Source organism: Actinomadura sp. B10D3 (assembly GCF_039871695.1).
In the GTDB taxonomy this organism is placed as follows: Bacteria; Actinomycetota; Actinomycetes; order Streptosporangiales; family Streptosporangiaceae; genus Spirillospora; species Spirillospora madurae.
Genome location: NZ_JBDPLY010000037.1, coordinates 23543 through 49271 on the forward strand (window position 1 = coordinate 23543; position 25729 = coordinate 49271).

Annotated in this window: 25 protein-coding genes and 1 pseudogene; 16 read left to right on the forward strand and 10 right to left on the reverse strand. The window is 72.5% G+C overall.

The features are described from left to right. Positions 1-148: 148 nt before the first annotated feature. On the forward strand, positions 149-3037 hold the full coding sequence (locus ABGB11_RS37270; protein WP_347640206.1) for a hypothetical protein: 2889 nt from the start codon (positions 149-151) through the stop codon (positions 3035-3037). 105 nt (positions 3038-3142) lie between these two features. On the opposite strand, the gene ABGB11_RS37275 is transcribed toward ABGB11_RS37270, so the two are convergent. After that, entirely contained in the window at positions 3143-4246 is a 1104-nt protein-coding gene (locus tag ABGB11_RS37275) for a citrate synthase 2 (protein ID WP_347640207.1), read from the reverse strand. A gap of 126 nt (positions 4247-4372) precedes the next feature. Here ABGB11_RS37275 and pdxH point away from each other — a divergent pair, with 126 nt between their 5' ends. The 5 genes from pdxH (at position 4373) to ABGB11_RS37300 (ending at position 10822) form a co-directional block, all read left to right on the forward strand. Next, entirely contained in the window at positions 4373-5083 is a 711-nt protein-coding gene (gene pdxH, locus ABGB11_RS37280) for a pyridoxamine 5'-phosphate oxidase (protein WP_347640208.1), read from the forward strand. Continuing rightward, positions 5080-6456 (forward strand): MFS transporter, encoded by a 1377-nt coding sequence (locus ABGB11_RS37285; RefSeq protein ID WP_347640209.1) that lies wholly within the window; start codon positions 5080-5082, stop codon positions 6454-6456. The genes pdxH and ABGB11_RS37285 overlap by 4 nt, the downstream gene beginning before the upstream one ends. 155 nt (positions 6457-6611) lie before the next feature. Beyond that, complete coding sequence (locus ABGB11_RS37290) at positions 6612-7313, forward strand: metal-dependent transcriptional regulator (protein ID WP_347640210.1); 702 nt, start codon at positions 6612-6614, stop codon at positions 7311-7313. A gap of 186 nt (positions 7314-7499) precedes the next feature. Next, complete coding sequence (locus ABGB11_RS37295) at positions 7500-9827, forward strand: SpoIIE family protein phosphatase (protein ID WP_347640211.1); 2328 nt, start codon at positions 7500-7502, stop codon at positions 9825-9827. Further along, positions 9827-10822, forward strand: a complete 996-nt coding sequence (locus tag ABGB11_RS37300) for a zinc-dependent alcohol dehydrogenase family protein (RefSeq protein ID WP_347640212.1) — start codon at positions 9827-9829, stop codon at positions 10820-10822. The genes ABGB11_RS37295 and ABGB11_RS37300 overlap by 1 nt, the downstream gene beginning before the upstream one ends. 34 nt (positions 10823-10856) lie before the next feature. On the opposite strand, the gene ABGB11_RS37305 is transcribed toward ABGB11_RS37300, so the two are convergent. Both ABGB11_RS37305 and ABGB11_RS37310 read right to left on the reverse strand, forming a co-directional pair. Then, positions 10857-11738, reverse strand: a complete 882-nt coding sequence (locus ABGB11_RS37305; protein ID WP_347640213.1) for a methyltransferase domain-containing protein — start codon at positions 11736-11738, stop codon at positions 10857-10859. Between the two features lie 257 nt (positions 11739-11995). Beyond that, positions 11996-12157, reverse strand: a complete 162-nt coding sequence (locus tag ABGB11_RS37310) for a hypothetical protein (protein ID WP_347640214.1) — start codon at positions 12155-12157, stop codon at positions 11996-11998. 105 nt (positions 12158-12262) lie between these two features. Between ABGB11_RS37310 and ABGB11_RS37315 the strand changes: the two genes are divergently transcribed. The 5 genes from ABGB11_RS37315 (at position 12263) to ABGB11_RS37335 (ending at position 16066) form a co-directional block, all read left to right on the forward strand. Beyond that, on the forward strand, positions 12263-12664 hold the full coding sequence (locus ABGB11_RS37315; protein WP_347640215.1) for a hypothetical protein: 402 nt from the start codon (positions 12263-12265) through the stop codon (positions 12662-12664). Positions 12665-12771: 107 nt separating this feature from the next. After that, a complete protein-coding gene (locus ABGB11_RS37320) occupies positions 12772-13002 on the forward strand; it encodes a hypothetical protein (RefSeq protein ID WP_347640216.1) in 231 nt (76 codons plus the stop codon). Beyond that, entirely contained in the window at positions 12945-13931 is a 987-nt protein-coding gene (locus tag ABGB11_RS37325) for a hypothetical protein (RefSeq protein ID WP_347640217.1), read from the forward strand. The genes ABGB11_RS37320 and ABGB11_RS37325 overlap by 58 nt, the downstream gene beginning before the upstream one ends. Positions 13932-14045: 114 nt before the next feature. Beyond that, the gene (locus tag ABGB11_RS37330; RefSeq protein ID WP_347640218.1) at positions 14046-15191 is read left to right on the forward strand and encodes an acetyl-CoA C-acetyltransferase; all 1146 of its coding nucleotides are present in this window, start codon (positions 14046-14048) and stop codon (positions 15189-15191) included. Between the two features lie 80 nt (positions 15192-15271). Further along, positions 15272-16066, forward strand: a complete 795-nt coding sequence (locus tag ABGB11_RS37335; protein WP_347640219.1) for an enoyl-CoA hydratase-related protein — start codon at positions 15272-15274, stop codon at positions 16064-16066. Between the two features lie 5 nt (positions 16067-16071). Here ABGB11_RS37335 and ABGB11_RS37340 read toward each other — a convergent pair whose 3' ends face one another. Both ABGB11_RS37340 and ABGB11_RS37345 read right to left on the reverse strand, forming a co-directional pair. Further along, entirely contained in the window at positions 16072-17202 is a 1131-nt protein-coding gene (locus ABGB11_RS37340) for a hypothetical protein (RefSeq protein ID WP_347640220.1), read from the reverse strand. Beyond that, on the reverse strand, positions 17199-17729 hold the full coding sequence (locus tag ABGB11_RS37345; protein ID WP_347640221.1) for a YcxB family protein: 531 nt from the start codon (positions 17727-17729) through the stop codon (positions 17199-17201). Before ABGB11_RS37345 ends, ABGB11_RS37340 begins: the two co-directional genes overlap by 4 nt. Before the next feature lie 114 nt (positions 17730-17843). Between ABGB11_RS37345 and ABGB11_RS37350 the strand changes: the two genes are divergently transcribed. The 3 genes from ABGB11_RS37350 (at position 17844) to ABGB11_RS37360 (ending at position 18695) form a co-directional block, all read left to right on the forward strand. Continuing rightward, positions 17844-18038, forward strand: a complete 195-nt coding sequence (locus ABGB11_RS37350; RefSeq protein WP_347640222.1) for a hypothetical protein — start codon at positions 17844-17846, stop codon at positions 18036-18038. Positions 18039-18208: 170 nt separating this feature from the next. Beyond that, entirely contained in the window at positions 18209-18343 is a 135-nt protein-coding gene (locus tag ABGB11_RS37355) for a hypothetical protein (protein WP_347640223.1), read from the forward strand. A 10-nt stretch (positions 18344-18353) separates the two neighbouring features. After that, entirely contained in the window at positions 18354-18695 is a 342-nt protein-coding gene (locus tag ABGB11_RS37360) for an SDR family oxidoreductase (RefSeq protein WP_347640224.1), read from the forward strand. Positions 18696-18738: 43 nt separating this feature from the next. Here ABGB11_RS37360 and ABGB11_RS37365 read toward each other — a convergent pair whose 3' ends face one another. Genes ABGB11_RS37365 through ABGB11_RS37375 form a run of 3 tightly spaced genes read right to left on the reverse strand, consistent with a single transcriptional unit; the run spans position 18739 to position 21091 of the window. After that, positions 18739-19272, reverse strand: a complete 534-nt coding sequence (locus tag ABGB11_RS37365; RefSeq protein ID WP_347640225.1) for a YciI family protein — start codon at positions 19270-19272, stop codon at positions 18739-18741. Between the two features lie 32 nt (positions 19273-19304). Continuing rightward, entirely contained in the window at positions 19305-19964 is a 660-nt protein-coding gene (locus ABGB11_RS37370; protein ID WP_347640226.1) for a response regulator transcription factor, read from the reverse strand. Further along, positions 19961-21091 (reverse strand): histidine kinase, encoded by a 1131-nt coding sequence (locus tag ABGB11_RS37375; RefSeq protein WP_347640227.1) that lies wholly within the window; start codon positions 21089-21091, stop codon positions 19961-19963. The genes ABGB11_RS37370 and ABGB11_RS37375 overlap by 4 nt, the downstream gene beginning before the upstream one ends. Before the next feature lie 217 nt (positions 21092-21308). Between ABGB11_RS37375 and ABGB11_RS37380 the strand changes: the two genes are divergently transcribed. After that, on the forward strand, positions 21309-23474 hold the full coding sequence (locus tag ABGB11_RS37380) for an MMPL family transporter (RefSeq protein WP_347640228.1): 2166 nt from the start codon (positions 21309-21311) through the stop codon (positions 23472-23474). 420 nt (positions 23475-23894) lie between these two features. Next, positions 23895-24041 (forward strand): annotated as a pseudogene (locus tag ABGB11_RS37385) (RNA-guided endonuclease TnpB family protein); the annotation flags it as partial. 616 nt (positions 24042-24657) lie between these two features. Here ABGB11_RS37385 and ABGB11_RS37390 read toward each other — a convergent pair. Both ABGB11_RS37390 and ABGB11_RS37395 read right to left on the reverse strand, forming a co-directional pair. Then, the gene (locus ABGB11_RS37390) at positions 24658-24849 is read right to left on the reverse strand and encodes a DUF397 domain-containing protein (RefSeq protein ID WP_347640229.1); all 192 of its coding nucleotides are present in this window, start codon (positions 24847-24849) and stop codon (positions 24658-24660) included. 5 nt (positions 24850-24854) lie between these two features. Beyond that, positions 24855-25664: a helix-turn-helix transcriptional regulator gene (locus ABGB11_RS37395; RefSeq protein ID WP_347640230.1), complete on the reverse strand. Its 810-nt coding sequence runs from the start codon at positions 25662-25664 to the stop codon at positions 24855-24857. Positions 25665-25729: the final 65 nt, after the last annotated feature.

Here is a 25729-nt window from a genome sequence, read left to right on the forward strand (position 1 = left end):
ATGGCAAAGTGGCCGGGTTTCGTGTCCGGACGCGTGATCAGCAAGAACTTTCGATCCTTTCGGCGTTGGACCGCGTCCAACCCCAGAGGGGTCGGGGCGAGACGCGGGGAGCGGCTAGGGATCGAGTGCGAGAGCGAGGCGTTGGCGCATGGCGGGAGAGAGCGACAGGGTCCTGAGCGAGGACCGGCTGCGCGGGGTGCTCGACCTGTTCGAACGGCTGCGGGAGCGGCCGCCGTGGCGGTGGCGGGCGCGGCTGCGACCCCTCCTGCTGCTGCTCGGGCCGGGCCGCGCCACGTCCCACGTGGCCGAGATGCTCAAGTCCCGCTGCGAGGACGAGCGGGCACCGGTGTCGCACATCGCCGCGGAGACGCCCGCCACCGACGTCGCGGGCGTCCTGCGGGAGGCCAAGCGGGAGCTGTCGCAGCCGAGCAGCCGGGCGCGGGGCGAGCCGGGGCTGCGGTTCCCGCTGCTGGAGATGGCGCTGTGGCTGCGCGACCTGCGCGAGATCCGGCTCTCGGGGGACCGGCCGCCGCCGCGCGGCGTGTCCCCGGCCGAGCGGGAGAACCACCTGCTGGTGCGGAGGCTGACGCATCCGCCGGTCGGCGACAACGAGAACGCGCGGCGGCGGGAGCTGAACCGCGTGATCCGGCGGCGCGGGCGGGACGTCCTGCGCGACCTGGAGGAGGTGCGCGGCCGGCCCGCCACGTTCCTGTCGTTCCTGGAGCAGATCGCGCCGATCGGGATCGCCGCCGTCGCGCTGATCAGCGCCGGGACGGCGGCGGCGCTCGACCTGGCGTCCGCCGTGCTCGCCGCCGTCATCGGGCTGGCGTTCGTGACCGTGCAGATCGTCGCCCGGACGCGCGGCTGGTACGGGGTGCGCCGGTTCGGCTGGTTCCTCCGGCAGCCCTACGTGGACCGCGACTCCACCGGCTTCCTCGGGTTCGCGCTCGGGGTGTTCGACCCGCGCCCGGTCGAGCCGGACGACCACGGCGAGCAGCTCGACCTGCTGCTCGTCGCCGCGTTCCTGGAGGACCTGCGCCGCTGCTACCGGCGCGACTACCGGCGGGCGGCGTGGGCGCGGGTCCGCTACCCGGTGCTGATCTTCGAGCACCTGTCGGCCGGGCATCCCGGGGTGACGTTCGTGGAGCTGGTCGAGCGGGTCCGCGCCGACAGCCAGGCGAGCGACGGGCTGGCGGGCTTCGACCCGCTCGTCGTGGTCGCCGGCGTCGACCCGACGGCCCCCGCCGACGACGACCCGTCCGCCCCGTCCGGGCCGCGGCTGGTCGACCGGCTCGCGCAGGCCGTGCGGGTGGACATGTCGTCGGGCGAGCCGCAGAGCGTCATCGCCGCCCGCGGCCTGTGGGACCGCTACACGCGGGAGCAGCGGCGCGTCGGCGCCCTCGGCTCGCGCCGGGAGCTGCGCGTCGACATCACCCGCGACCCGGGCGGCGACCTGCCGCCCGTCCGTCCGGTGCGGCGCCGCCCGCGGATCACCCATCCGGCGCTGCCGTGGATCGCGATGGTCGCGGTCGCCGCCGCGTCCATCTCGGTGATCTCCGTCCAGGTGGTGCGGTACTGCTCGCCGTTCGGCATCAGGCGGATGGCGAACGGGGAGTGCGTCGGCATCACCGACGGGTCGTACCGCTTCGGCCCGGACTCCGGCGGCAAGAACAACGACAACCGTTTGAACAAGGTCCTGGACGCGATCGAGTCGCAGAACGACCTCGTCAAGGAATCCGGCAAGCCGTACGCGACGGTCGTGTACCTGGGCCCGGTGACCGCCGACCCGTCCATCAAGAACAAGCGGATCGACCTCCTCGCGGGCGTGCAGGGCGAGCTGATCGGGCTGGCGATCGCGCAGAAGCGGTTCAACGACGCCGCCGAGGGCGACGACCTGCGGCTGCGGGTGCTGGTCGCCAACGCGGGCGCCCGGTTCCGCTACGCCGTGCCCGTCGCCCAGCAGATCCGCGACCGGGCGCTGAAGGACCGCTCCATCGTCGCGGTCATCGGGTTCGAGCAGAGCCGGCAGCAGACGCAGCAGGCGATCAGGCTGCTGGCCAAGTCGGCGCTGCCGCTGGTCGGGACAGCCAACAGCTACGACGGGACGGCCCTGCTCGAAGGCGACGCCGGATTCTCGCCCTACTACTTCCGGCTGGCGTCCCCGAACGCTCGGACGGCCGAGCACGCGGCGTACTGGGCGCGGCACGGCGCCGTCGGCGGTGAGAAGGCCGGCGACGCGGTGGTCATCTACGACGGCGACCCCGACGACATCTACAGCGCGAACCTGGCGGACGACTTCCGGAAGGCGTTCCGCCCCGGCAAGGCGCTCATGCGGCCGTACAAGAACCCCGGCGAGCTGAACAAGGCGGTCCGGGAGGCGTGCCGGGACCAGCCCGACCTGTTCTACTACGCGGGCAGGTCGGACGAGTTCCGCTCCTTCATCAACGTCCTGGAGCTGTCCTGCCCGAAACGGCCGCTGGTCCTCGCCGACGACGAGATCGCCAAGTACGTCAGCGACAACGCCGAGGAGATCGGCCGCAAGGGCACCTTCGACCTGTACTTCACGCCGCTCGCCGCGCGAGAGGCGTGGACGCGGCGCTGGATCGGCGACCAGCCGCCGCAGACGTTCTACTCCGACTACGACCCGGCCGTGCGGACGATGACCGACCACGACGACGCGACCGGGCAGCGGCCGTCCATCACCCGCGCCGCCGTCAGCTACGACGCGGCGACCCTCGTCGCGACCGTGGCGAGCAAGGTGTACTGGCAGGAGGAGGCGCTGCCGTCGGCGGGCTCGGTGTTCGCCGCGCTGAACGACCCGGACCACGACGTCCTGCGCAACGGGGCGAGCGGCGTCCTGCGGTTCGGCTCGCGCGGCACCGGCCACCAGGTCATCGACCGCCCGGTGATCCTCGCGACGATCAAGCGGGACGGCACGACCGAGGTCCGGCAGGTGTGCGGCCGCCTCATCGCGGGCCGGCAGGGGAAGGCCGACTGCCCGCCGGGGGACGGGCGGAACGGCGCGCCGCCCCAGTGACCCCGGGGACGGCGGACCGGGCCCCGGGGACGGCAAAGGCCCCGGGGACGGCAAAGGCCCCCGGTTCGGCCGGGGGCCTCAGGCGCGTCCTGTGGGGGGTGGGGGTCAGCGCTTGAGGACCTCCGCTGCGCCGGGCACCTCGGAGAGCGAGCGGGTGCCGGGGCCCGTGTAGCGGGCGCTCGGCCGGACGAGGCGCCCGGTGCGCTTCTGCTCCAGGATGTGCGCCGCCCAGCCCGCGGTGCGGCCGCAGGTGAACATCGCGGGCATCATCGTGGTCGGGACCTCGGCGAAGTCCAGGATCACCGCGGCCCAGAACTCCACGTTCGTCTCGATCGGGCGGTCCGGGCGGCGCTCGCGCAGCTCGGCGAGGGCCGCGTCCTCCAGGGCCTTCGCGGCCTGGAAGCGCGGCGCGTCCAGCTCCTGGGCGGTGCGGCGCAGCACCCGGGCGCGCGGGTCCTCGGCGCGGTAGACGCGGTGCCCGAAGCCCATCAGGCGCTCGCCGGAGTCGAGGATGTTCGTGACGACCTTGCGGGCGTCGCCGAGCTGCTCGACCTTCTCGATCATCGGCAGGACGCGGGCCGGCGCGCCGCCGTGCAGCGGGCCGGACATGGCGCCGATCGCGCCGGAGATGCTGGCCGCCACGTCGGCGCCGGTGGAGGCGATGACGCGGGCGGTGAAGGTGGAGGCGTTCATGCCGTGCTCGGCGGCGGAGACCCAGTACGCGTCGATGGCCCGGACGTGCTTGGGGTCGGGCTCACCGCGCCAGCGGACCATGAACCGCTCGGTGATCGTCTTCGCCTCGTCGATCCGGTCCTGCGAGACCATCGGCACGCCGACGCCCCGCGCGGACTGCGCGACGAACGACAGCGCCGTCACCGACACCCGCGCGAGGTCGGCGCGGGCCTGCTCGTCGGAGATGTCGAGCAGCGGCCGCATCCCGTACGCGGTGGCGAGGGTGGGGAGGGAGCTCTGCACGTCGACCCGCACGTCGCCGGAGGTGACCGGGAGCAGGTGCGGGTCGGCGGGGGCCAGCCCCGGGTCGAAGCTGTCGTCCACCAGGAGCCCCCAGGCGTCACCGAAGGAGACGCGGCCGACGAGTTCCTCGATGTCGACGCCCCGGTAGCGGAGGGCGCCGCCCTCCTTGTCCGGTTCGGCGATCTCCGTCTCGAAGGCGACGACCCCCTCGAGACCGGGTTTGAAGTCGGACATGTCGTCCTGCCTTTCGTCCCCAAGAGTGATAAGGCGGTGCCGTGCCATTGAACCCTGTCCGCCTTACCGACCAGTACCCAGGGGCCCTGTGAGTTGCACAAGAACCAGGTGAGAGGCTCGGACGCTGTGAGTTCCACAACGCCCGACCCTGCACGGCTCCGCAGATCCTACGAGGGGGGCGAACTGTCGGAGCCGGCGCTCCCCGCCGATCCGCTCGCGCTGTTCGCGGCGTGGTTCGCCGACGTGCACGCCTCCGGGCTCGTCGAGCCGAACGCGATGATCCTCGCGACCGCGTCCGCCGACGGCGTCCCGAGCGCCCGGACCGTCCTGCTCAAGGGGTACGGCCCGCAGGGGTTCCGGTTCTTCACGAACCTGACGTCCCACAAGGGCCGCGACCTCGCCGAGAACCCCCGAGCGGCGCTCGTCTTCCCATGGCACCCCATGTACCGGCAGGTGCGCGTCGCCGGACCGGTGTTCGAGCTGCCGCGGGGCGAGGTGGCCGCCTACTTCCGGACGCGTCCCTACGGGTCGCGGCTCGGCGCGTGGGCCAGCGAGAACCAGTCCGGCGTCGTCTCCGGACGGGACGAGCTGGAGCGCCGCTACGCCGAGGCCGCCCGCCGGTGGCCGGACCCGGCCGAGGGACGGCCCCCCGGCGCGCCGGACGACGACGGGGCGGACGCCGTCCCGCTGCCGGACTTCTGGGGCGGCTACCGCGTCGTCCCGGAGTCGATCGAGTTCTGGCAGGGCCGCCGCGACCGGCTCCACGACCGCATCCGCTACCGCAGGGAGACCCCTGCGGATCCTGGAGAGTGGACGGTGGAGAGACTGTCTCCGTGACGGAACAGCAGCCAACCCCCGGCGACGGTCCTGACACCGGCAAGGCTGAGGCCACCGACCCCGTCCCCGAACCGGAGGAGCCCGCGAGACCCGGCGGAACGCCGCGCCGGGGGCGCCTGCGCGGCCTGGCGATCGACACCCGGCCGCTCGCGCTCCCCGCCTTCCGGCGGCTGTGGCTCGGGCAGGGCGTGTCGTTCGTCGGCTTCCAGATCACCGCGGTGGCCGTCCCCGTCCAGGTGTACGACATGACCCGCTCGTCGTTCTGGGTCGGCGCGCTCGGGTTCGTCAACCTCGTCCCGCTGATCGTGTTCGGGCTGTGGGGCGGCGCGGTCGCCGACCACGTCGACCGGCGCAGGCTGCTGTTCGCCGCGTCCTGCGTGATGTGGGCGGCGACGCTGCTCCTGCTCGTCCAGGCGCTGCTCGGCATCGAGAACCTCGCCCTGATCATGGCGGTGGTGGCGATCCAGGCGACCGGGTTCGCGGTGGCCTCGCCGACCCGCAGCGCGATCATCCCCCGGCTGTTCGACGCGCGGCTCGTCCCCGCCGCCAACACGCTGAACTTCACGATCCTGCAGGGCAGCGGGCTGGCCGGGCCGCTGTTCGCCGGCGTCATCCTCGCGCACTGGAACTACGCCGCGGCCTACGCGCTGGACGCCGTGCTGTTCACCGTCGCGCTGTACGCGGCGCTCCGGCTCCCGTCCATCCCGCCTCTCGCCGTCACCCGCCGCGCCCCGGGCCTGCGGTCGGTCTTCGACGGCCTCCGGTTCCTGTCCACCCAGCCGGTGCTGATGATGTCGTTCGTCGTGGACATCATCGCGATGGCGATCGCGATGCCGCGCGCCCTGTTCCCCGAGGTCGCCGAGACCCGCTTCGGCGGCGAGGGCGCGGTCGGGTGGCTGTTCGCCTCGATCGCCATCGGCGCCCTCCTCGGCGGTCTGCTGTCCGGCTGGATCGGCCGGGTCCACCGCCAGGGGATCGCCCTCGTCGCGGCCATCGCGATCTGGGGCCTGGCCGTGGCCGCCGCCGGGCTGTCCCACCGGCTGTGGCCGGCCGTGGTGCTGCTCGCCCTCGGCGGCGCGGCCGACCTGGTCTCGGCGGTCTTCCGCCAGACGATGCTCCAGACCTATGCGCCGGACGAGATGCGGGGACGGCTGCAGGGCGTCTTCACCGTCGTCGTCGCGGGCGGGCCGCGGCTCGGGGACGTCCGGGCGGGCGCGACGGCCGGCCTCGCCGGGGCCACCGCGTCGTGGGTGGGCGGCGGCCTGGCCTGCGCCGTCCTGGTGGTCATCGCGGGCTTCGCCGTCCCCGCCCTGCTCCGCTACGACACCCGCACCGCCCGGACCGTGCCCGTCGAGGGCTCAGTGCAGGGCTGAGGCGGCGACCTTCAGGTCGTCCAGGAGGCCGCGTCCCGGGAAGGTTTCGCGTTCATCTCGCGTTTCCCACTACCCGGCTACACGGGGATATTCGCGGGACCCGGCGACGTGGGGTCCGAGCAAGTAGACTTCCGACCATAAGACTGGAGGGAGCTGTGACCTCACACGGCCTTATCGATACCACGGAGATGTACCTCCGGACGGTTTTCGAGCTCGAAGAGGAGGGGATCATTCCCCTTCGCGCGCGCATCGCGGAGCGGCTCTCCCAGAGCGGCCCTACGGTGAGCCAGACGGTCGCGCGCATGGAACGCGACGGGCTGCTGCGGGTCGAGGGCGATCGGCATCTGGAGCTGACCGAGAACGGTCGCGGCCTCGCCACGCGGGTCATGCGCAAGCACAGGCTCGCCGAATGCCTGCTGGTCAACGTCATCGGCCTCCCCTGGGAGGACGTCCACATCGAGGCGTGCCGGTGGGAGCACGTGATGTCGGAGGACGTCGAGCGCCGCCTCGTCGCGCTGCTGGACAACCCGACCACCTGCCCGCACGGCAACCCGATCCCCGGGCTGGACGAGCTCGGCGGGCACGGCGACGACACCGAGACCGCGCCGCTGGCGGTGCTGACCGCGGTGGCGACCCCGGCGGGCGCCGGCGCGGTGATCAGGCGGATCAGCGAGCAGGTGCAGAGCGACAGCGACCTGATGCTTAGACTCAAGCAGATAGGGATACAACCGGGACGAGAGGTGATTCTCCGGGCGACCGATGACGGGGTACGGGTGATCAGTGACGACGAGGACGACAGTCCAGCGACCGAGCTGCCGCGCGACATCGCCGAGCACGTCTTCGTCAGCAGGCGCTGACACGGTCGGCGTGCGAGCACCCGTCCCGACGGTCTATACCGAAGATCTCCATAACATCGCGCGTTCCGGGCGTATCCCGGCGGCCTGTTCGTCGTTCAATACGACGAGGCGAACACGCACGAGGTCGATGCCGCGACGCCCGGTGATCATCGGGGCGGGGATGGCGAGTCTTATCGGGATGGGGAGATGAACGAGTGGGGGGAAGCGCCTGACGAGGCGTATCTGCCGCCCGAGACCGTCCTCAGCCAGATGGAGATGGCGGTCATCGTCTGCGACCGCTTCAGCAACGTCATCTACGGCAACTCCTTCGCGCGCCAGCTGTTCGGGTTCGGCGGCGACGAGATCATCGGCCACTCCGTCCTCTCGCTCGGCATCGCCGAGGAGGACCACGAGCAGGCGACCGAGCTGGCCAGGCACGTCCTGAAGGGCGGCGTCTGGGAGGGCACGTTCTGCAACCTGCGCTCCGACGGCACCACCGTCTACACCCGCGCGCACGCCGTCCCGCTGCGGCACCCGTCCGGCGCCGTCGACGGCGTCGTGATCTTCGCGCGCGAGGCGCTGCGCTCCAACCAGCGCGAGCAGGACCGCTACGGCCTGCTGGAGCGGATCGGGGAGCGGCTCGCCGGGTCCCTGGAGCTGGAGAGCACCCTGCGCCGGGTCGCCGACACCCTCGTCCCGCAGTTCGCCGACCACTGCTTCATCGACCTGTACAGCGGCGACCGGCTCCACCGCCGCGTGTCCCGGCACGCGGGCGACTGGACGCCGCCGCCCGGCACGTGGGCGGAGGTCGGCGAGCCCGTCTCCTACCCGTCCGGCCACCCGAGCGCCAAGGCGATGGACCGCCGCGACGCCGTCCTCGTCGAGGACATGATCCAGCACCGCTACACCGCGCCGGGCGAGCCGTCCCAGCGGTTCGGCGACGAGATGGGCATCACCTCGCTGATCTCCGCGCCGCTGCTGGTGCGCGGCGAGCTGCTCGGCGTGATGAGCCTGGCGCTGTCGAACCTGTCCAAGCGACCCGACCCGCACTACGACGGCTTCGACCGCGACCTGCTCGGCGCCATCGCCAGCCGGGTGGCGCTCGCCGTCGACAACGCGCTGCTGTTCGAGGAGGAGCGCGACACCGCGCTCGCCTTCCAGAAGCACCTGCTGCCCGGCGACCGGCCGCCCCCGCTGGACGGCCTGCAGATCGCGTGGCGGTACGAGCCGGCCCGCCCGCTGGAGTCGCACGGGCACGGCATCCAGACCCAGGTCGGCGGCGACTGGTACGACGTCATCCCGCTGTCGGCGGGACGCGTCGGCCTCGTCATCGGCGACGTCGAGGGCCGCGGGGCCCGCGCCGCCGCCGTGATGGGCCAGCTCCGCGCCGCGCTGCGCGCCTTCGCGCAGGACGACAAGCCGCCCGCCGACATCCTGCGCAAGCTGGACGAGTGGGTCCGGACGATGACGCGGCCCGAGCGGATGCGGTCCGGCTGGAATAGTGACGACCTCGTCCGCCCGCCGCTGGTGTCCTGCACGTACTTCGTGTACGACGCGTGGTCGCGGGTCCTGGAGTTCGCCAACGCCGGGCATGACCCGCCCCTGCTGATCGTGGACGGCGAGGTCGGCGAGCTGCCCTTCGAGAGCGAGGGCGGCATGCTCGGCCTGCGCGCGCCCGGCATGGGCGGCGAGATCCTCTTCAACGAGGAGACCACCGAGCTCAAGCCCGGGTCGACGCTCGTCCTCTACACCGACGGGCTCATGGACCGGCGCCCCCGGGACGACGGCGAGTACTACACCCGCGAGGAGTCGCGGGAGATGGTCCGCACGGCCGTCGCCAAGGTCGCCCGCGGCGGCGTCGAGGCGATCGCCAACGCCGCCTACGACGCGGTGCCGGGCGACATCGACGACGACGTCGCCATCGTGGTGATCCGCACCGCCGGCGAGGAGCTCGCCGTCGAGGAGCGCACCTTCACCGCCGAGCCGATCATGGTGTCGGAGGCGCGCCGGATGGCCGCCGACACGTTCGCCGGCTGGGGGATGCTCGACGAGCAGGCCGAGCTGGCGTGCCTGCTGGTGTCGGAGGTCGTCACCAACGTCGTCCTGCACGCCACCGCGACGCCGACGCCGCGCCGCGAGATGGCCGTCCCGGTCCCCGCGGGCCCGCGCGGGCGCGGCGGCGAGCCGCTCGGCGCACCGCCGCCCGTGCAGTTCAACACCGACTTCGGCGCGCTGGACGGCGACCCGTTCGAGGGCGGCGCCTTCGACGAGGACGACTGGAACCTCGGCGCCAAGCTCGGCCGCCGCGAACCGCCGACCAAGGAGTTCCGGCTCCGGCTGCGGCGCGGCAACGACGCGATCTGGGTGGAGGTGTTCGACTCCGACATGCGGCTGCCGCGGATCCGCAGCGCCGGCGAGACCGACGAGGGCGGGCGCGGCCTGTACCTCGTCGACCAGCTCGCCACCCGCTGGGGCGCCCGGCCGACGGCGGACGGCAAGGCCGTCTGGTTCGAGCTGCCGCTGACCCCGCCCTGATGCGCGCCTGGATCGTCCGGGAACCGGCGCCGATCGCGGAGGGGCCGCTGCGGCGGGCCGACCGCGAGGTGCCGTCCCCCGGACCGGGTGAGCTGCTGGTGCGGGTGCTCGCGTCCGGAGTCTGCCGGACGGACCTGCACGTCGCCGAGGGCGACCTGCCCGTCCACCTGCCGGGGGTGACGCCCGGCCACGAGATCGTCGGCGAGGTCGTGGCCGCCGGCCCCGGCTGCCTGCACGGCACCGGCGACCGCGTCGGGGTGGCGTGGCTGCGCGGGACGTGCGGCGCCTGCCGGTTCTGCCGCCGCGGCGCCGAGAACCTCTGCCCCGCGTCGGTGTACACCGGCTGGGACGCGCACGGCGGGTACGCCGAGTACGCGGTCGCCGTCGACGCCTACACCTACGCGCTGCCCGCCGAGCTGGACGACGTCCGCGCCGCGCCGCTGCTGTGCGCGGGGATCATCGGGTACCGGGCGCTGCGGCGCTCGGCGCTGCCGCCGGGCGGGCGGCTCGGCATCTGGGGGTTCGGCGGCTCCGCGCACCTGGCCGCGCAGATCGCCCTCGCCGAGGGCGCCGACGTGCACGTCTTCACCCGCAGCCCGGCCGCCCGCGAGCTGGCCCGCGACCTCGGCGCCTCGTGGGCGGGCGACTCGTTCGACGCCGGTCCCGCGCCGCTCGACTCGGCGATCGTCTTCGCGCCGGCGGGGGAGCTGGTCGCGGCGGCGCTGGAGCGCCTCGACCGCGGCGGGACGTGCGCGGTCGCCGGGATCCACCTGAGCGACGTCCCGTCCCTGGACTACCAGCGGCACCTGTTCCAGGAGCGGCAGGTCCGCTCGGTGACGGCGAACACGCGGGCGGACGGCGAGGAGTTCCTGAAGCTCGCGGCGCGCCTGGACGTCGCCGTCACGACGCACGCCTACGGGCTGGACGAGGCGGACCGGGCCCTGTCCGACCTGGCGGCGGACCGCTTCACCGGCGCGGCCGTGCTCGTCCCGTAGCTCGCCCCGTAGCTCGTGCCGTAGGTCGTCCCGTCTAGGGGATCGGCTCGGCGGCGACGTGCGCCCAGGACTGGGTGAACCAGAGTTCGCCGCCGATGATGCGGGGCTTGGAGCCGGTACGGGGGCCGCCGTCGACCTCGCTGAGGAGGGCGGTGCGGATCCGTTCGGCCACCGCCTCGCCGGTCCCGGCGAGCCACGGCTCCACGGGACGCTCCACGGTGAACACGTCCAGGCGGCGGATGCTCCCGCCCGCCGAGGTGATCATCTCGGTGAGCCGGGCGATGGACGGGGTGCCGGGGTGGCCGGGGTCGCGAAGCCGCTCGATCCGGTCGCGGTCGGGCCCGGCGAGGTTCCCGCGGACGAGGTCGGCGATGATGACCCGGCCGCCGGGCCGGCACACCCGCAGCAACTCGCGCAGGACATGGTCGGGGTCGCCCAGGGTGTAGAGCGAGAAACGGGCCGTCACCAGGGAGAACGAGTTGTCCCGGTAGGGCAGCGCGGCGGCGTCCGCCTTGACCGTGGTGCGCTGGTCGGGGCCGCTCCGGCGCGGTCTGCGCTCCTCGCGCGTCGCGGACGCGGGCAGCAGGTCGCCGTCGACCCGGGTGCCGCCCGGCGTGCGGTCGCGCTCCTCGCGGGTGCGCGCGTCGCCGGTGATGCGGACCGGGCCCGTCCCGAACTCGACCGTCCCCATCCGGCCGCCGTCGCGTGGCCGGTCGGCCGCGGACGGCGCCGGCATCGCGTCCACCGCGGTCATGTGCCGGACCTGGGGCCCGAGGGCGGCGGGCATCGGGCCGCCGCCGCGGGCGACGTCCAGGCAGACGTCGTCGCGGTCGGGCTCGACGAACTCCAGCAGGCGCCTGAGGTGCGGGGCGATCGTGCCACCGGTCTCCTGGACGGTGGTCGCCGGATGCGGCACGGGTGGTCTCCCTCGGCTCGGGCCGGCTTCGCCGGACGGGGTACCGTTCGCGTCCGCCGCGGAGGATGCACGCCGGGGGACTCACCGAAGGGGTGAGACGCATCGGCCGGGGACGGGCGTCGAACGAGCGTGAAGCCGGTTTCGCCTGTTATGACTCACGCCCGGGCCGGGAGGTTCGTGATCGCCCGGAAATTTTCACGGCTCAGCCCTGCTTTCCCGTGGGGGGACGACCCCCCACACCCCCCGGTTCGCTTCGCTCAGCCCTGGAGGTGCTCCCCGTACAGGGCCAGGACGACGAGCACGAAGACGGTGATCACCGCGACCCGGGTGGGCATCGGCAGCCGGAGCCGCACCGCGGCCCACCGCACGCAGAACGCGGCGAGGAGTGACACGACGACGAGGGCGAGGATGCCTTCCATGGCCACCTTCATTCTGGGGGAGTGCCGCCTCCTCTGACGATAGACGTGTAAGGAACGGGTTACCCGCCGGTTGGGGGACCGGTGCGGACCGCTAATCTCACAGGCGTGGCAGATGCGAAGGAAGAAGACGGCCGGGACAAGGTCGACGAAATGATGACCGCCCTGGCGCGCGGACGGGTCGCCCTCGGGCTCGCGGCGTTCGCCGCGCCGCGGCTGACCGTGAAGGTGGCGGGGCTGAGCGGCGGCGCCGACCCGGGCCGCGACTACATGGTCCGGATGTTCGCCGCCCGGGAGATCGCGGTGGGCGCCGGCTACCTGCTCAGCGGCGAGGAGTCCGGGCGCCGGCTGTGGGCGCGGCTCGGTCTCGCCGTCGACTCGCTCGATCTCGTGAGCGGGCTGAAGACGCGCAAGGGCCTGCCCATCTGGGTCACCGCGGGGACCGTCGCGGTGGCGGGCGGAGCCGCCGCGGTGGGGGCCGCGAAGGTCGTCCGCGACCTGCTGCCCTGACCCGCCGCCCCTGCCGCCCCCGGCGCCACCGGGCGGGGTGAGCCGGTCTCCCCGGTGGGTAGACCTGCACCAGCACACACCCGGCATGCGGGCGGCGGGGGGACGGCATGACTGCGGCGGTCGAGGCGCGGGGCGAGCGGGCCATGCCGAAGGGCAAGGACCTCTACGTCATCCTCGGCGCCCTCATGCTCGCCATGCTGCTGGCGGCGCTGGATCAGACGATCGTGTCGACGGCGCTGCCGACGATCGTCAGCGACCTCGGCGGGCTCAACCACCTGTCGTGGGTCGTGACGGCGTACCTGCTGGCGGCCACGGCCTCGACGCCGCGCTGTCGATGAGCCTGCGGTTCGCGCTGCTCGGCTTCGGGCTCGGGCTCGTCCTGCAGGTGCTGGTCATCGCCGTCCAGAACGCGGTGTCGTACAGGGACCTCGGCTCGGCGACGTCCGGCGTCACGTTCTTCCGGCAGATCGGCGGGTCGTTCGGCGTCGCCGTGTTCGGGTCCGTCTTCAGCAACCGGCTGGCCGAGCAGGTCGAGGATCTGGCGCGGGTCCTGCCTCCCGGTTTCGACCCGGCGGCGGTGCAGGGCGATCCCGGCGTCCTCGACAGGTTTCCCGCGGCGGTGAAGCAGGACGTCCTGCACGCCTACGCGCAGTCGATCGACGCGGTGTTCCTCTGGGCCGTCCCGGTGGCGGCGGTCGCGACCGTGCTGACGTGGTTCCTGCGCGAGGTGCCGCTGCGGGCGACCGCGCAGGTACGCGACTACGGCGAGGGCCTCGGGGCGGCGCCGACCGTCCGCTCGTCCAGGCACGAGATCGAGCGCGCTCTGAGCGAGCTGATGCGCAAGGACGCGAAGGCGTTCGAGCTCTACGACCGGCTGGGCGCGCTGTCCGGGGTCGCCCTGCCCGCGGGCAGCGTGTGGGCGCTGTGCCGGATCGCCAAGGACGGGGCGGTCACCGGCCAGGACCTCGCCGACCGCGCGGGCGTCGCCGCCGAACACGGCCGCCCGTACGTGAATCTGCTCGTCGACGCCGGGTACGTCCGGAGGCGGGACGGGGTCCTCGCGATCACGCCGTCCGGGCAGGCCGCCGCGGAGCGCCTCTTCGCGGTGCGCCGTGAGGGCCTCGCCCGGCACCTCGAGGGCTGGGCGCCGGAGGAGCATCCCGAGCTGGCGGACGTCCTGCGGCGGCTCGCCGAGGCGTCCCTCGGCGACGAGGCGGACGGGGCGGTCCTGCGCCCCGAGCCGCGGGCCGCTGAGCGGGGCGGGTAGCCGCGCGGCGCCGAGACTCAGCTCACATGGTGTTGCGCCCTCGGGGATGTAATCTCATACTGACGACCGAATCTCACTCGGTTTCGGGACGGAACCCCACAACTTGGAGGCGCAGTGGCCGAGGCGTACATCGTCGGCGCGGTCCGTACCCCCGTCGGTACCAAGAAGGGCGCCCTGAAGGACGTCCACCCCGCCGACCTCGGGGCCCACGTGCTCAAGGAGCTCGTCAACCGCACCGGCGTCGACCCCTCCGCGGTCGAAGACGTGATCACCGGCTGTGTCATGCAGGTCGGCCCCCAGTCGCTCGACATCGCCCGCACCGCGTGGCTGTCGGCGGGGCTGCCGGAGACCGTGCCCGGCGTGACCATCGACCGGCAGTGCGGGTCGTCCCAGCAGGCGATCCACTTCGCCGCGCAGGGCGTCCTGTCCGGCACCCAGGACCTCGTCGTCGCGTCCGGCATCGAGCAGATGGCGGTCGTCCCGATGGGGTCGTCCGTCGCCATGGCCCTGGAGAAGGGCATGCCCTTCCCGTACGGCGACGGCTGGGCCGAGCGCTACGGCATGCAGGAGATCTCCCAGTTCCGCGGCGCGGAGATGATGGCCGAGAAGTGGGGCTACACCCGCGAGGACCTGGAGAGGTTCGCGCTGGAGAGCCACCAGCGCGCCGCCAAGGCCATCGAGGCCGGCATCTTCGACCGGGAGATCGCCCCCATCGCCGGGCTGTCCAAGGACGAGGGCGCCCGCGCCGACACCACGCTGGAGAAGATGGCCGGCCTGAAGACGCTCCGCGAGGGCGGCGTCATCACCGCGGCCGTCGCCTCGCAGATCTCCATCGGCGCGTCCGCGCTGCTGATCGCCTCCGAGGAGGCCGTCAAGCGGCACAACCTGACGCCGCGCGCCCGCATCCACACCCTCGCCGTCTGCGGCTCGGACCCGGTCTACATGCTGACCGGCCCGATCCCCGCGACCGAGAAGGCGCTGGACCGCGGTGGCCTCAAGATCGACGACATCGACGTGTTCGAGGTCAACGAGGCGTTCGCCCCCGTCCCGCTGGCGTGGGCGCACGACACCGGCGCGTCCCTGGAGAAGACCAACCCCAACGGCGGCGCGATCGCCCTCGGGCACCCGCTGGGCGCCACCGGCGGCGTCCTGATGACCAAGCTGCTGCACGAGCTGGAGCGCACCGGAGGCCGCTACGGTCTCCAGACGATGTGCGAGGGCGGCGGCCAGGCCAACGCCACCATCATCGAGCGCGTCTGACGCACCACGCGTCACCGCCCCTCGGAGCATGCGGCATGCTCTGAGGGGCGGTTTCGTTCACCACTGAGAATGGGGCGGGCATGTACGAGACGATCCTCTATTCGGTGGACGAGCGGATCGCGCGGATCACGCTGAACCGTCCCGACGCCCGCAACGCGCTCAGCGACCGGATGACGGACGAGCTGCTCGACGCGTTCGAGCGCGCCAAGGCCGACGACGGCGTCCGGGTGATCGTCCTGACGGGCGCGGGCGACCGCGCGTTCTGCGCCGGCGCCGACCTCGGCGGGCTCGGCCAGGCCCAGGCGGACGGCCGTCCGGTCGCCGATGCCTCCGCCATCCGGGAGAGCGCCCCGTTCCGCCTGTTCACGGCCTTCCCCAGGCTCGGCAAGCCGATCATCGCGCGGCTCGCCGGCCACGCCGTCGCGGGCGGCCTCGGCCTCGCCGCCGCCTGCGACCTGGTGGTCGCCGCCGACGACGTCAAGCTCGCCACCCCCGAGGTCAACGTCGGGCTGTGGCCCATGATGATCATGGCGATCATCAACCGGAACGTCGCCCCCAAGCACGCGTTCAAGCTCTACTACACCGGCGCCCGCATCACCGCCGCCGAGGGGCGCGAGATCGGCCTCGTCACCGAGGCCGTCCCGCGCGCCGACCTCGACGCCCGGGTGGACGAGCTGGCCCGCGTCATCGCGTCCAAGAGCCCGCTGGGGCTGCGCCGGGGCCGCGACGCCTTCTTCGCGATCGAAGGCCGACCGCTGGAGGAGCAGGTCGAGCACCTGCTCGGCGAACTGGTCCACCTGGCCGCCACCGACGACGCGAAGGAGGGCATCACGGCCTTCCTGGAGAACCGTCCCCCCGACTTCCAGGGCCGCTGAAACGGCTACCTCGCGGGGGTGAGCTCTTTCAGGGCGAGGTGGAGGAGAACCTTCAGGTGGCGGGCCCGCAGCGGGATCGGTGCCTCCAGCAGCGGCGGGACCTGCTGATCCCATGAGGCCGCGGCGATCGTCAGCTTGAGCGCGCCGTCCTCGTCGCCGGAGACCAGGGCGAGTGCGAGGTCCAGCGCCGGGCTCGGCCCCTCGACCCGGCTCCGGAACTCCGCGACCGCGGGCGGCGCGCCGCCGTCCATGCCCAGGGCCGCCAGAACGATCAGCCAGGCGCGCGCCGCCCCGGACACGTCCGGCCAGAGCGTCATGAGGTCGGGGATCCGCTCGATGACGGCCTGGCACGTGGCGGCCTCGGCCGTGCTCGCCTCGTCTGTGCCGGCCTCGGCGGTGACCGGCACCGGGTCGATGGTGGCGATGTAGGCGAGGTGGATCAGCAGGTCCAGGCGGTACTCGGGAGTCAGCCCCGGTGCGCGGGCGATCTGCACCAGGAACCCGACGGTCTCCGGGGTGCAGTCGTAGCAGGTGTCCTGATGGACGACCGTGCTGAAGTACTCCTCGATGGACTCCTCCCACCCCTCATCGTTGGCGGCCAGGCCTCGCAGGATGTCCGGGACGTCGTCCGCCGGCCCGTAGGCGCCGGTCAGCGCCGTCCAGTCGACGTCGTCCAGGCCGTGCAGCTCGACGGGCTCGCCCGCGGGGCCGTCCGACGGCTCCGGGTTCGCGAGATCGTGGACGATGACCGGGCATGGCGCGCGGGCGGGTTCGGAGGAGAGCGCCGACAGGCGTGCGTCCCGCACCTGCCCGGCGGTCCGGTCGCAGATCGTCTCTCCCTCGAGGAAGAAGCGGCGGGCCGTCTCAGGCAAGGCCATCGAACGCCGGACGGTACCGCCCAGGTCCTCGCTCAACCGGGAGACGATCCGCTCCTCGGCGGCCGTCCACCAGGTCTCGTCGTCGTCCGGGAAGGGCCCCTCGTCGAGGCTGTCGATCCGCCATCCGGAGGCGGGCGCGGGGGAGACGCGAACGAGCGCGTGACCGCGTGCGGCCAGCTCCTGGGCGCCGTTCCGGGCCGTCTCCTCGTCCGGGACGACGAGGCCGTACGTGGTGGCGTGCCGTGGAAGGTGGCTCACTTGGCTCCGACCGATGTCCGGGCGGCCAGGAAGCCGTCGATCTCGGCGCGCTGAGCGGGGTCGAAGGCGGCCTTGGGGAGGAACGCGGCGGGTTGCCTGTTCACGAACAGCAGCCAGAGCTCCGGGGTCGCGGCGACGCCGGAGAGCATCGACCAGCGCATCATCGTGGTGGACTGGTCGGTGCGGGCCTCGTAGCCGTCGCCGGTCACCCGCAGCGTCGTGGGGACGCAAAGGAACGCGAGCTGCTGCCGGGCGCGCTTGCGCAGCCACCAGTTCCCCGCGAGCGGCGCCAGGACCGACGCCACGAGCAGCGCGATGCCCAGCTTCAGCTCGCCGGTGAGGAAGAAGACGGCGGCGCCCAGAAGCAGGGCCGACACCAGCACCGCGTACAGAGCCGTGAGCTGGCGCCGGAGAGCCCGGGTGAACGCCCGGACCACCTCGTCCGGCGCGGGCTGGTAGCTGACCGTGATGTCCACGTTGCCGCCTCCGTTTGGATTGTCGCGCTCATCCTTCAGGTGGGCGTTCACCTGCGCAAGCTTCCGCGCGCACGCGCTCCAGGATGTGCCGGGACGGCGTGGTGCCCGCCGGCTCGAAGATCCGGCCGAGATGCCGGACGGCTCCCCGTCTCGCGGCAGGCGGTGGTGAAGCACCTCGCCGTCCTCGACGCCGCCGAGCTGGTCACCTGTACGCGGGTCGGGCGCGAGGTGCGCTACGCGGTGCGTCCCGCCGCCCTGAACGCGACGGCGCGGTGGATGGCCGCGCTCGCGGCCGACTGGGACCGGCGCCTGGCGAACATCAAGCGCATCGCCAAAGAAGCCGAGCAAGACACCCCCTGACCACCCCACCTGCGCATTTCTGTTCTACGCGGGCCTCGTCATCTTCGTCAACGGGTCATCGGGCGCTTCGGCGGGCGGGCCGTCCTGACCACAGGCCTGGCCGTACAGGGCCTGGCGCGGTCGCCGCGACGCGAAGCGGGGAGCTGACCGGCTTCCACTTCGCGCTGAGCGTGAACGTGGCCGTGACGCTGGCCAGCGCGGTCCTCGTCTGGTTCGGGCTCCGCCGCCGCGGTAAGGACGGTCCCGCGCCGGCGCCCGTCAAGGTGTCCGCGTCCTCGGACCTCCCCGTCGGAGGCGCCGCCTAGGATGCCCGGCATGGACCTCGGACTCTCGGGACGGCGCGCACTGGTGACGGCGAGCAGCGGCGGGATCGGCGCGGCGGTGGCCCGGCGGCTGGCCGGCGAGGGCTGCGCCGTCCTGGTGCACGGCCGTGACGAGAGACGCATGTTCGAGGACCGCGCCGCGGCTCAGGGCCGTCCCGCCGCATGGCCTGAACTGAAGCCGGAGGTCCTGGCCGAGTACGCCCCGAACCCCAGCGGACGCCTCGGCACCGAAGACGACATCGCCGCCGCCGTCGCGTTCCTCGCCAGCCCGCTGGCCGGCTACATCAACGGCATCGACCTCCGCGTCGACGGCGGCGTCACCCCGGTCCCGTAACCCCTCCGAGAACCACCGGGTTCTATGGCACGTGCCGCGGATATCAGCGGCGGCCGCCGGGTTCCCATTGGTGGGCCTCGGTGGCGGCGTAGCGGTCCGGGGTGAGGACGGTGCGTGCCGTTTGCGGGTCCGGGCCCTGGACGAGGGCCGCGGTGCCCAGCCAGGCGGTTCCGTCGTCGGACAGCAGCGGGCCGTAGGCGATCAGGTCGTCCCGGTCGGGCGGGGCGGTGTCGGCGGCCTCGCCGGAGCCGAGGCCGAGCACCAGGTGGCCGCCGGTCCGGCCGCCCGGGAAGTCCCACATGGTGCGGCCGAGCAGGTTGCTCCACCGGCGGATCAGGACGTCCCGGTACGCGCCGGCCTGGTAGCAGGGCTCGTCGAAGGCGAACGCGCGGGCGGCGGCGGGGTCCGGGAGGCCGACGATGTGGACGCTGCCGGTGAGCGTCTCGCCGTCGAAGGTCGGGCCGCGGGCGATCATCTCCGCCGCGTACCGGTCCATGTAGGACCAGTGCTCCTCCAGCAGCTTCTCGCGCAGCTCCCGGGAGCCGGGGCGGTCGCGGTGGTAGACGAAGAACTCCATGCCGGACAGTCTCCACCAGCCGGGCGGGCGGCTCAGGTTCGCGGGGACACCAGGCCGGACTCGTAGGCGAGGACGACGAGCTGGGCGCGGTCGCGGGCGCGGAGCTTGGCCATGGCCCGGTTGATGTGGGTCTTCGCGGTGACCGGGCTGATCGCCATGCGGGCGGCGATCTCGTCGTTGGGCAGGCCCCGCGCGACCAGGGCGACGGCCTCCCGCTCGCGGTTGGTCAGCTCCTCCAGCGCCGTCCCGGCTCCCGTGCCGAGCGGCTGCGCGACGTACCGGCCGATCAGCAGCCGGGTGATGGACGGCGCGAGCAGGGCGTCGCCGCGTGCGGCGACGCGGACCGAGTGGAGAAGGTCCTCCGGCTCGATGTCCTTGACGAGGAAGCCCGCGGCGCCGGCGCGCAGCGCGTTGAAGACGTACTCGTCGAACCCGTAGTTGGTCAGGATGACGACGCGCACCCCGGCCAGCGCCGGGTCGGCGGCGATGCGGCGGGTCGCCTCGATGCCGTCCATCACCGGCATCTGGATGTCGATGAGCGCGATGTCGGGCAGGTGCTCCCCGATGAGCGCCAGTCCTTCCTCGCCGTCGGCGGCCTCGGCCACCACCTCGATGTCGTCCTCGGCGTCGAGCAGCGCCCGGAACCCGCCCCGCAGGAGCGGCTGGTCGTCGACCAGCAGGACGCGGATCACGACGGCCGGTCCACGGGGAGTTCGGCCTGGACGCTGAAGCCGCCCTCGGTCCGCGGTTCCGCGCGCAGGCGGCCGCCGAGGGCGGTGACCCGCTCGCGCATGCCGAGCAGGCCGGCGCCGGGGACCGTGGGGGTGCCGGGCTCGGCCTTGCCGTCGTCGTCGACCCGGATCGCGAGGGCGTCCGGACGGTAGTGGATCCGGATGGACGCCGTGGTCGCGGCGGCGTGGCGGGCGGTGTTGGTGAGCGCCTCCTGCACGATCCGGTAGGCGGTCCTGTCCACCTCGACCGGGACGGTGTGGCGGCGCCCTTCGACGGTCAGTGTCGTGTCCAGGCCGGTTCCGCGGGCCCGCTCCACCAGGTGCGGGACGTGGTCGAGCCCGTGCGGCGGGGTCCGGGTGTCGTCGCGCAGGGCGTCCAGGGTCGCGCGCAGTTCCCGGTTCGCCTCGCGGCCGGCCTCCTCGATCGCCAGCAGCGCCTCCGGCACCTCCTCGCCGCGCTTGCGGGCCAGGTGGACGGCGACACCGGCCTGCACCTTGATGATCGAGATCTGGTGGGTGAGCGAATCGTGCAGCTCCCGCGCGATGTGCAGCCGCTCCTCGCTCGCGCGGAGCCGGGCGGTCTCCTCCCGGGTGTGCTCGGCCTCGTCCGCCCGCCGCTCGGCCTGCCGCAGGGCCTCGCCCGCCGCGCCCGCCGCGATCAGCCAGGCGATCTCCAGGACGCCGCGCGCCTCCGTGAACGCATCGCGCCAGGACCCGCCGTCCGGGGAGAGCAGGACCGCGACCGGGAGCACGGTCAGCAGGGCCACGCTCACCGCCACGGTGACGGCGCGGTGCCCCGACCGGACGGCGGCGTACACCGCGAACAGGTAGGCGACGGCGGGTACGTCGATTCCGGCCGCCTGATACCCCACCGAGCACAGCGCGGTCGCGGCGAGGACGGGAACCGGCGCCCGCCGCCCTGCCGCCAGCGCCAGACCGCTGGCCACCACGAGCGCGTAGCCGAGCGCGGCGAAATCCGTCGCGGGGGGATCCCCGGCGAGCGCGGTGCCCAGCAGCATCGCGGCCAGGCCGACCGCGATCACCCAGTCCCTGCCCCTTGCCCAGAGACCGGGCAGTCCCGTCCACATATGCGCACCTTAACCAGATCTCATCTCGGGCGACTCCTGCGCGGGGACGAGCGTCCGGCTACTGCGGACGCAGTATCCGCGGCGAATTCTGCGGCGTCCGCGGCAAGGGGGTGCGCTCCTCGCAGTAGCGCGAATTGCCCTCCCCAGGCGGACGACCGGGATGGCGATCACCACGGACGATCGAGCCATATCGGTTAGACGAATCGTGGAGTGGCTGATGGCAAGCGAACAATCCCCCGCCGGCGGCATTCTGGCGGGGCTGGCCCGGTTCTGTTTCCGGCGCCGCCGCCTGGTCCTGCTGGCCTGGATCGCCGGTGTGGTCGCGGTGGCCTTCGCCGGCTTCGGTTACGGCGCCGCCCCGGACAACGACTTCTCCGGCGGGAGTTCCGGGTCCGCCAAGGCGCAGGACCTGATCGAGCGGCATTTCCCCGAGCGGCAGGGGGACACGCTGACCCTCGCGATCAAGGCGGACAAGGGGCTCGACGATCCGGCCGTCCGGCGGAAGGTCGAGAAGGTCGTCGCCGACCTGGACGCCTCGCCCGTGACGGGTCCGGTGATCTCGCCGTACCGGGACGCGAGCCTGGTGACACCGGATCGCCGCATCGCCCGCACGACCGTCCCGCTCACCGACGTGGAGGCGGAGATCAGCGAGGTCAAACCGCTGGTGACCGCGGTCAAGGAGGCGTCCGGCGGCGGTCTGACGCTGGGGCTCGGCGGGGACGCGGCGGAGAAGGCCGAGACGCCGCCGCAGGGGCCCGCGGAGAGCGTGGGCCTCCTGGCGGCGGCGGTGATCCTGTTCATCGCGTTCGGGTCGCTGGTGGCGATGGGCCTGCCGCTGCTGACGGCGCTGATGGCGATCGTCGGCGGGATCGCCCTGATCAAGCTGGTCGGGCACGCGGTCCCCGCGCCGGACTTCACCGTCATCGTCGCCACGCTCATCGGCCTCGGCGTCGGCATCGACTACGCGCTGTTCATCGTGACCCGCTACAAGGAGGGCCTGCAGGACGGGGACGAGCCCGAGACCGCCACCGTCCGGGCCATCACGACGGCGGGGCACGCCGTGCTGTTCGCCGGCACGACCGTCGTGATCGCGCTGCTCGGGCTGGTCGCCATGGGGCAGCGGCTGATGACCGGCGTGGCCATCGCCGCCGCGGCGACCGTGCTGGTGACGATGATCGCCGCGGTCACCCTGCTGCCGGCGCTGCTGGGCTTCACCGGACGCAGGATCACCTCGCTGCGGCTGCCACGCCGGACGTCCCGGAGGAGCGGTGCCCCGGTCCGGGAACGCCGTACTCCCGCCGAGCGCTGGGCGGGCGTCGTCCAGCGCAGGCCGCTGGTCGCCGCGGTCCTGGCGGGGGCGGGGCTCCTGGTGCTCGCGGCTCCGGCGCTGTCGATGCGGCTGAGCTTCACCGACGCCAGCGTCCAGCCCCGCGACCGGTCCAGCTACGTCTCGCACGCGATCGTCACCGAGGGCTTCGGGCGCGGCTACGGCGCACCCCTGATCTTCGCCACCCCGGTCGACTCCCGGGACGCGGACCTGCGTCCCGTCGTCGAGGCGGTCGGCAGGACCCCGGGCATCGCCCACGTGACCCCGGCCCAGGTCAGCGCGGACGGGCAGGCCGCGATCTTCATGGCCTTCCCCGAGACCGGGTACCAGGACGAGGCGACGGCGGACCTGGTGCACGAACTGCGCGACGACGTCCTGCCCGCGGCGCCCGGCGGCGGGGGCGTTCACGTCGGCGGTCCGAACGCCGGCGCGATCGACTACGCCGAGGACGTCGGCTCGCGCCTGCCCCTGATGATCGGGGTCGTCATCGTGCTGTCCCTGCTCCTGCTGGTCGCGCTGGTCCGGTCGGTCACGATCGCGCTGCAGGCCGCCGTGATGAACCTGCTGTCGATCGGCGCCGCCTACGGCGTGCTGGTCGCGGTCGTGCAGTGGGGATGGCTCGGCTCGGCCCTCGGCTTCCCCACCGAGATGCCGATCACGACCTGGGTGCCGATGATGATGTTCCCGCTGCTGTTCGGGCTGTCCATGGACTACGAGGTCTTCCTGATCTCGCGGGTCCGGGAGGAGTACGAGCGCACCGGCGACACCCGGGCGGCGGTCACCCGCGGGCTGGCCAGCACAGCCAAGGTCATCACGGCCGCGGCCGCCATCATGATCGCCGTCTTCGCCACGACCCTGCTCGGCCCGGACGTCTCGACCAAGCAGATCGGCCTGGGCATGGCCGTCGCGGTCCTCGTCGACGCCACCGTCGTCCGGCTGATCCTCGTCCCCGCGGTCATGGAACTGTGCGGCAAGGCCAACTGGTGGATGCCCGGCCGCCGCACCCCGACGCCCCCGCCCGCACGGACCGGCATCGCGGAAAAGGCCCGAGTCTGATCAGGCGGAAACCCGAAGTGGGGGCGACCCGAAACCGGGTCGCCCGCACTTCGCGTTGCCGGGAACGGTGCGTGCTTGGAAGAATCCGGAGAGGACAGGTGGACGCATATGTTCTTTCAGATGGGGCGTTTCCGCTGATGGACCCTCTGCACGATGGCGCTCCACGACAGGTCGGGCCCTATCACCTGCTCGGACGGCTCGGCGGCGGCGGGATGGGGCAGGTCTTCGCGGGGCGCTCGCGCGGCGGGCGGCGGGTCGCCGTCAAGATCGTCTGGCCGGAGCTCGCGGACGACGCCGGGTTCCGCCGCAGGTTCGCCCAGGAGGTCGCCGCGGCCCGCAAGGTGGGCGGCTTCTACACCGCCCAGGTCGTCGACGCCGATTCAGCCCGTCCGGTGACGTCCTGGTCACCGCCGTCCTGGCGACTTCGCGCACAAGCTCTCCACCCGGATCATCCGCGAGAACCAAGCGGTGTACGTGGAGGACCTGTCCGTGAAGGGCCTGGCCCGCACCCGGCTGGCCAAGAGTGTGCACGACGCCGGATGGTCGGCGTTCGTGAACATGCTGGAGTGAAGCCACAGAGGCGCCGCACGCGCGGCACGGGCTGAATCCCCGGCCTTCAGGCCGGGGAGCGCGTCAATTCCCCACGAAGGAGGACGTCGTGTTGGACGGCGTCGACCTCACCGGGGAGAAGGTGGTCGCCGACATCGCGGCACGACCGGCGGACGAAGATCCTTGGGACTCCCTGCATCACGTCCTACGGGCCTGGCAGGAAGAGATCCACGCCAGCGAGCGGGTCCACGACACCCTGCGGCTCATCGAAGCCACACCCGCCCTGGTCGGACGACTCCATCAGCGCAGAAGCGAATGGCGCCGGCGAGTCAGCGAGGCGCTCCAGCACCGGCCGGGGGCCGACATCGACGCATACACCGCGGACCTGCTGACCAACGCCGCCACCGCTGTACTCGACTGTACTCGACGCCGTGTCCACCGAGTGGATCCGATCGGACGGAAACGCGAACCGCCCAGCTCTCCTCGACCAAGGCTTCGAGCAGATCCACGTAGCCCCGCACCAGAAATGAGCCGGCAGCCCGGCTCCGGGTCGCCGATGGCGAGAGCCCGGTGGGTTGCTGAACAGCCGAAACATAGGAGAAGCCCCCTCCGGAGAGGGGGCCTGTGGGGGTGTCTAGCGGTCGAGTTCGCCGCTCTTGATACGGCTGACCAGGCTGGCGACGGCGTTCCGTCCGAAGTGGAGGACGGGCCCGTGGGGGTCGGTGCTGTCGCGGACGCCGATGCTGGTGTTGAGGTCGGCAAGCTCGACGCAGGTGCCGCCTTCCTGGCCCGTGTAGCTGCTCTTGCGCCATGCGGCATGCTTCATGCCCTTCACAAGCCCTCCATCACCTTGCGGATCAGAGCTTCCGAGGCCACATCGGTCATGGCCACGCTGCAGATGAGGTCCCACATCTGTCGGAGTTGCTCGACCTGAGAGCTTAGTTCGATCGCGCGGCTGGTGCCGCCCGCGCCTTCCACAAACCCGATTTCGTGTGTGTCCGGCCGGGTGAACAGTGTGAATCCGCTAGACGGATAGACCTGGGCGTCATCTGGGACGACCAGGATGGTGATGTTGGGTTCCGCTGATAGGTCGAGAAGCCGATTGAGCTGGTCTTTTGTGATCTCTCTGCTGCCGACGATCTTTCGAATCGCGGATTCCTGCATGAGCACGACGATCCAAGGCGGGTTTTCTCTCTCCAGCACGTCTTGACGCCGCATCCGCATGGCGACCGCCTGTTCAAGGGCCCCCGGTCGCTGTCCAGGGCGCAGAACGGCTCTTGCGTAGCCCTCGGTTTCGAAGAGGCCCGTCACGGCGATCGGTTCGTACACGCGGAGGGCGCTTGCAGTGGCTTCCAGCTCTGCATAGGGGCGGAAGAAGAGGGGGATGCCCTCCTTGGCGGCGAGGGGCTGGAGTTCCTGGAAGGTGTCGTCGGTGCCGAAGTGGGCGTCGAGGCGTTCGGCCAGTTCGGGGGACGGGGCCTGGGCGGCGGTCTCGACCTTGGAGATCGTGTCGTGGGAGTAGCCGATCTCGGCGGCGAGCTGGGCCTGGGAAAGTCCCGCTTTGTCGCGGAGCTTCCGGAGCTTTGCCCCGAAGAGTGCGGCTGCCGACTCGGTCGGGTCGAGGCGCTTCCGATTCACCACGAGTTGCCCTCCGGAAGTATCGAGTTGGACAAAGCTGGTCCCACTCCCGACGGTAGCCAAATCGT

Bases quoted from the DNA above. Each gene is read 5' to 3' on its own strand.
- ABGB11_RS37360 (WP_347640224.1), top strand. From the start codon at position 18,354: ATGGACCTCGGACTCTCGGGACGGCGCGCACTGGTGACGGCGAGCAGC.
- ABGB11_RS37275 (WP_347640207.1), bottom strand. From the start codon at position 4,246: ATGTCCGACTTCAAACCCGGTCTCGAGGGGGTCGTCGCCTTCGAGACG.
- ABGB11_RS37375 (WP_347640227.1), bottom strand. From the start codon at position 21,091: ATGTGGACGGGACTGCCCGGTCTCTGGGCAAGGGGCAGGGACTGGGTG.
- ABGB11_RS37310 (WP_347640214.1), bottom strand. From the start codon at position 12,157: ATGGAAGGCATCCTCGCCCTCGTCGTCGTGTCACTCCTCGCCGCGTTC.
- ABGB11_RS37335 (WP_347640219.1), top strand. From the start codon at position 15,272: ATGTACGAGACGATCCTCTATTCGGTGGACGAGCGGATCGCGCGGATC.
- ABGB11_RS37300 (WP_347640212.1), top strand. From the start codon at position 9,827: ATGCGCGCCTGGATCGTCCGGGAACCGGCGCCGATCGCGGAGGGGCCG.
- ABGB11_RS37270 (WP_347640206.1), top strand. From the start codon at position 149: ATGGCGGGAGAGAGCGACAGGGTCCTGAGCGAGGACCGGCTGCGCGGG.
- ABGB11_RS37390 (WP_347640229.1), bottom strand. From the start codon at position 24,849: ATGAAGCATGCCGCATGGCGCAAGAGCAGCTACACGGGCCAGGAAGGC.
- ABGB11_RS37380 (WP_347640228.1), top strand. From the start codon at position 21,309: ATGGCAAGCGAACAATCCCCCGCCGGCGGCATTCTGGCGGGGCTGGCC.
- ABGB11_RS37320 (WP_347640216.1), top strand. From the start codon at position 12,772: ATGACTGCGGCGGTCGAGGCGCGGGGCGAGCGGGCCATGCCGAAGGGC.
- ABGB11_RS37365 (WP_347640225.1), bottom strand. From the start codon at position 19,272: ATGGAGTTCTTCGTCTACCACCGCGACCGCCCCGGCTCCCGGGAGCTG.
- ABGB11_RS37295 (WP_347640211.1), top strand. From the start codon at position 7,500: ATGAACGAGTGGGGGGAAGCGCCTGACGAGGCGTATCTGCCGCCCGAG.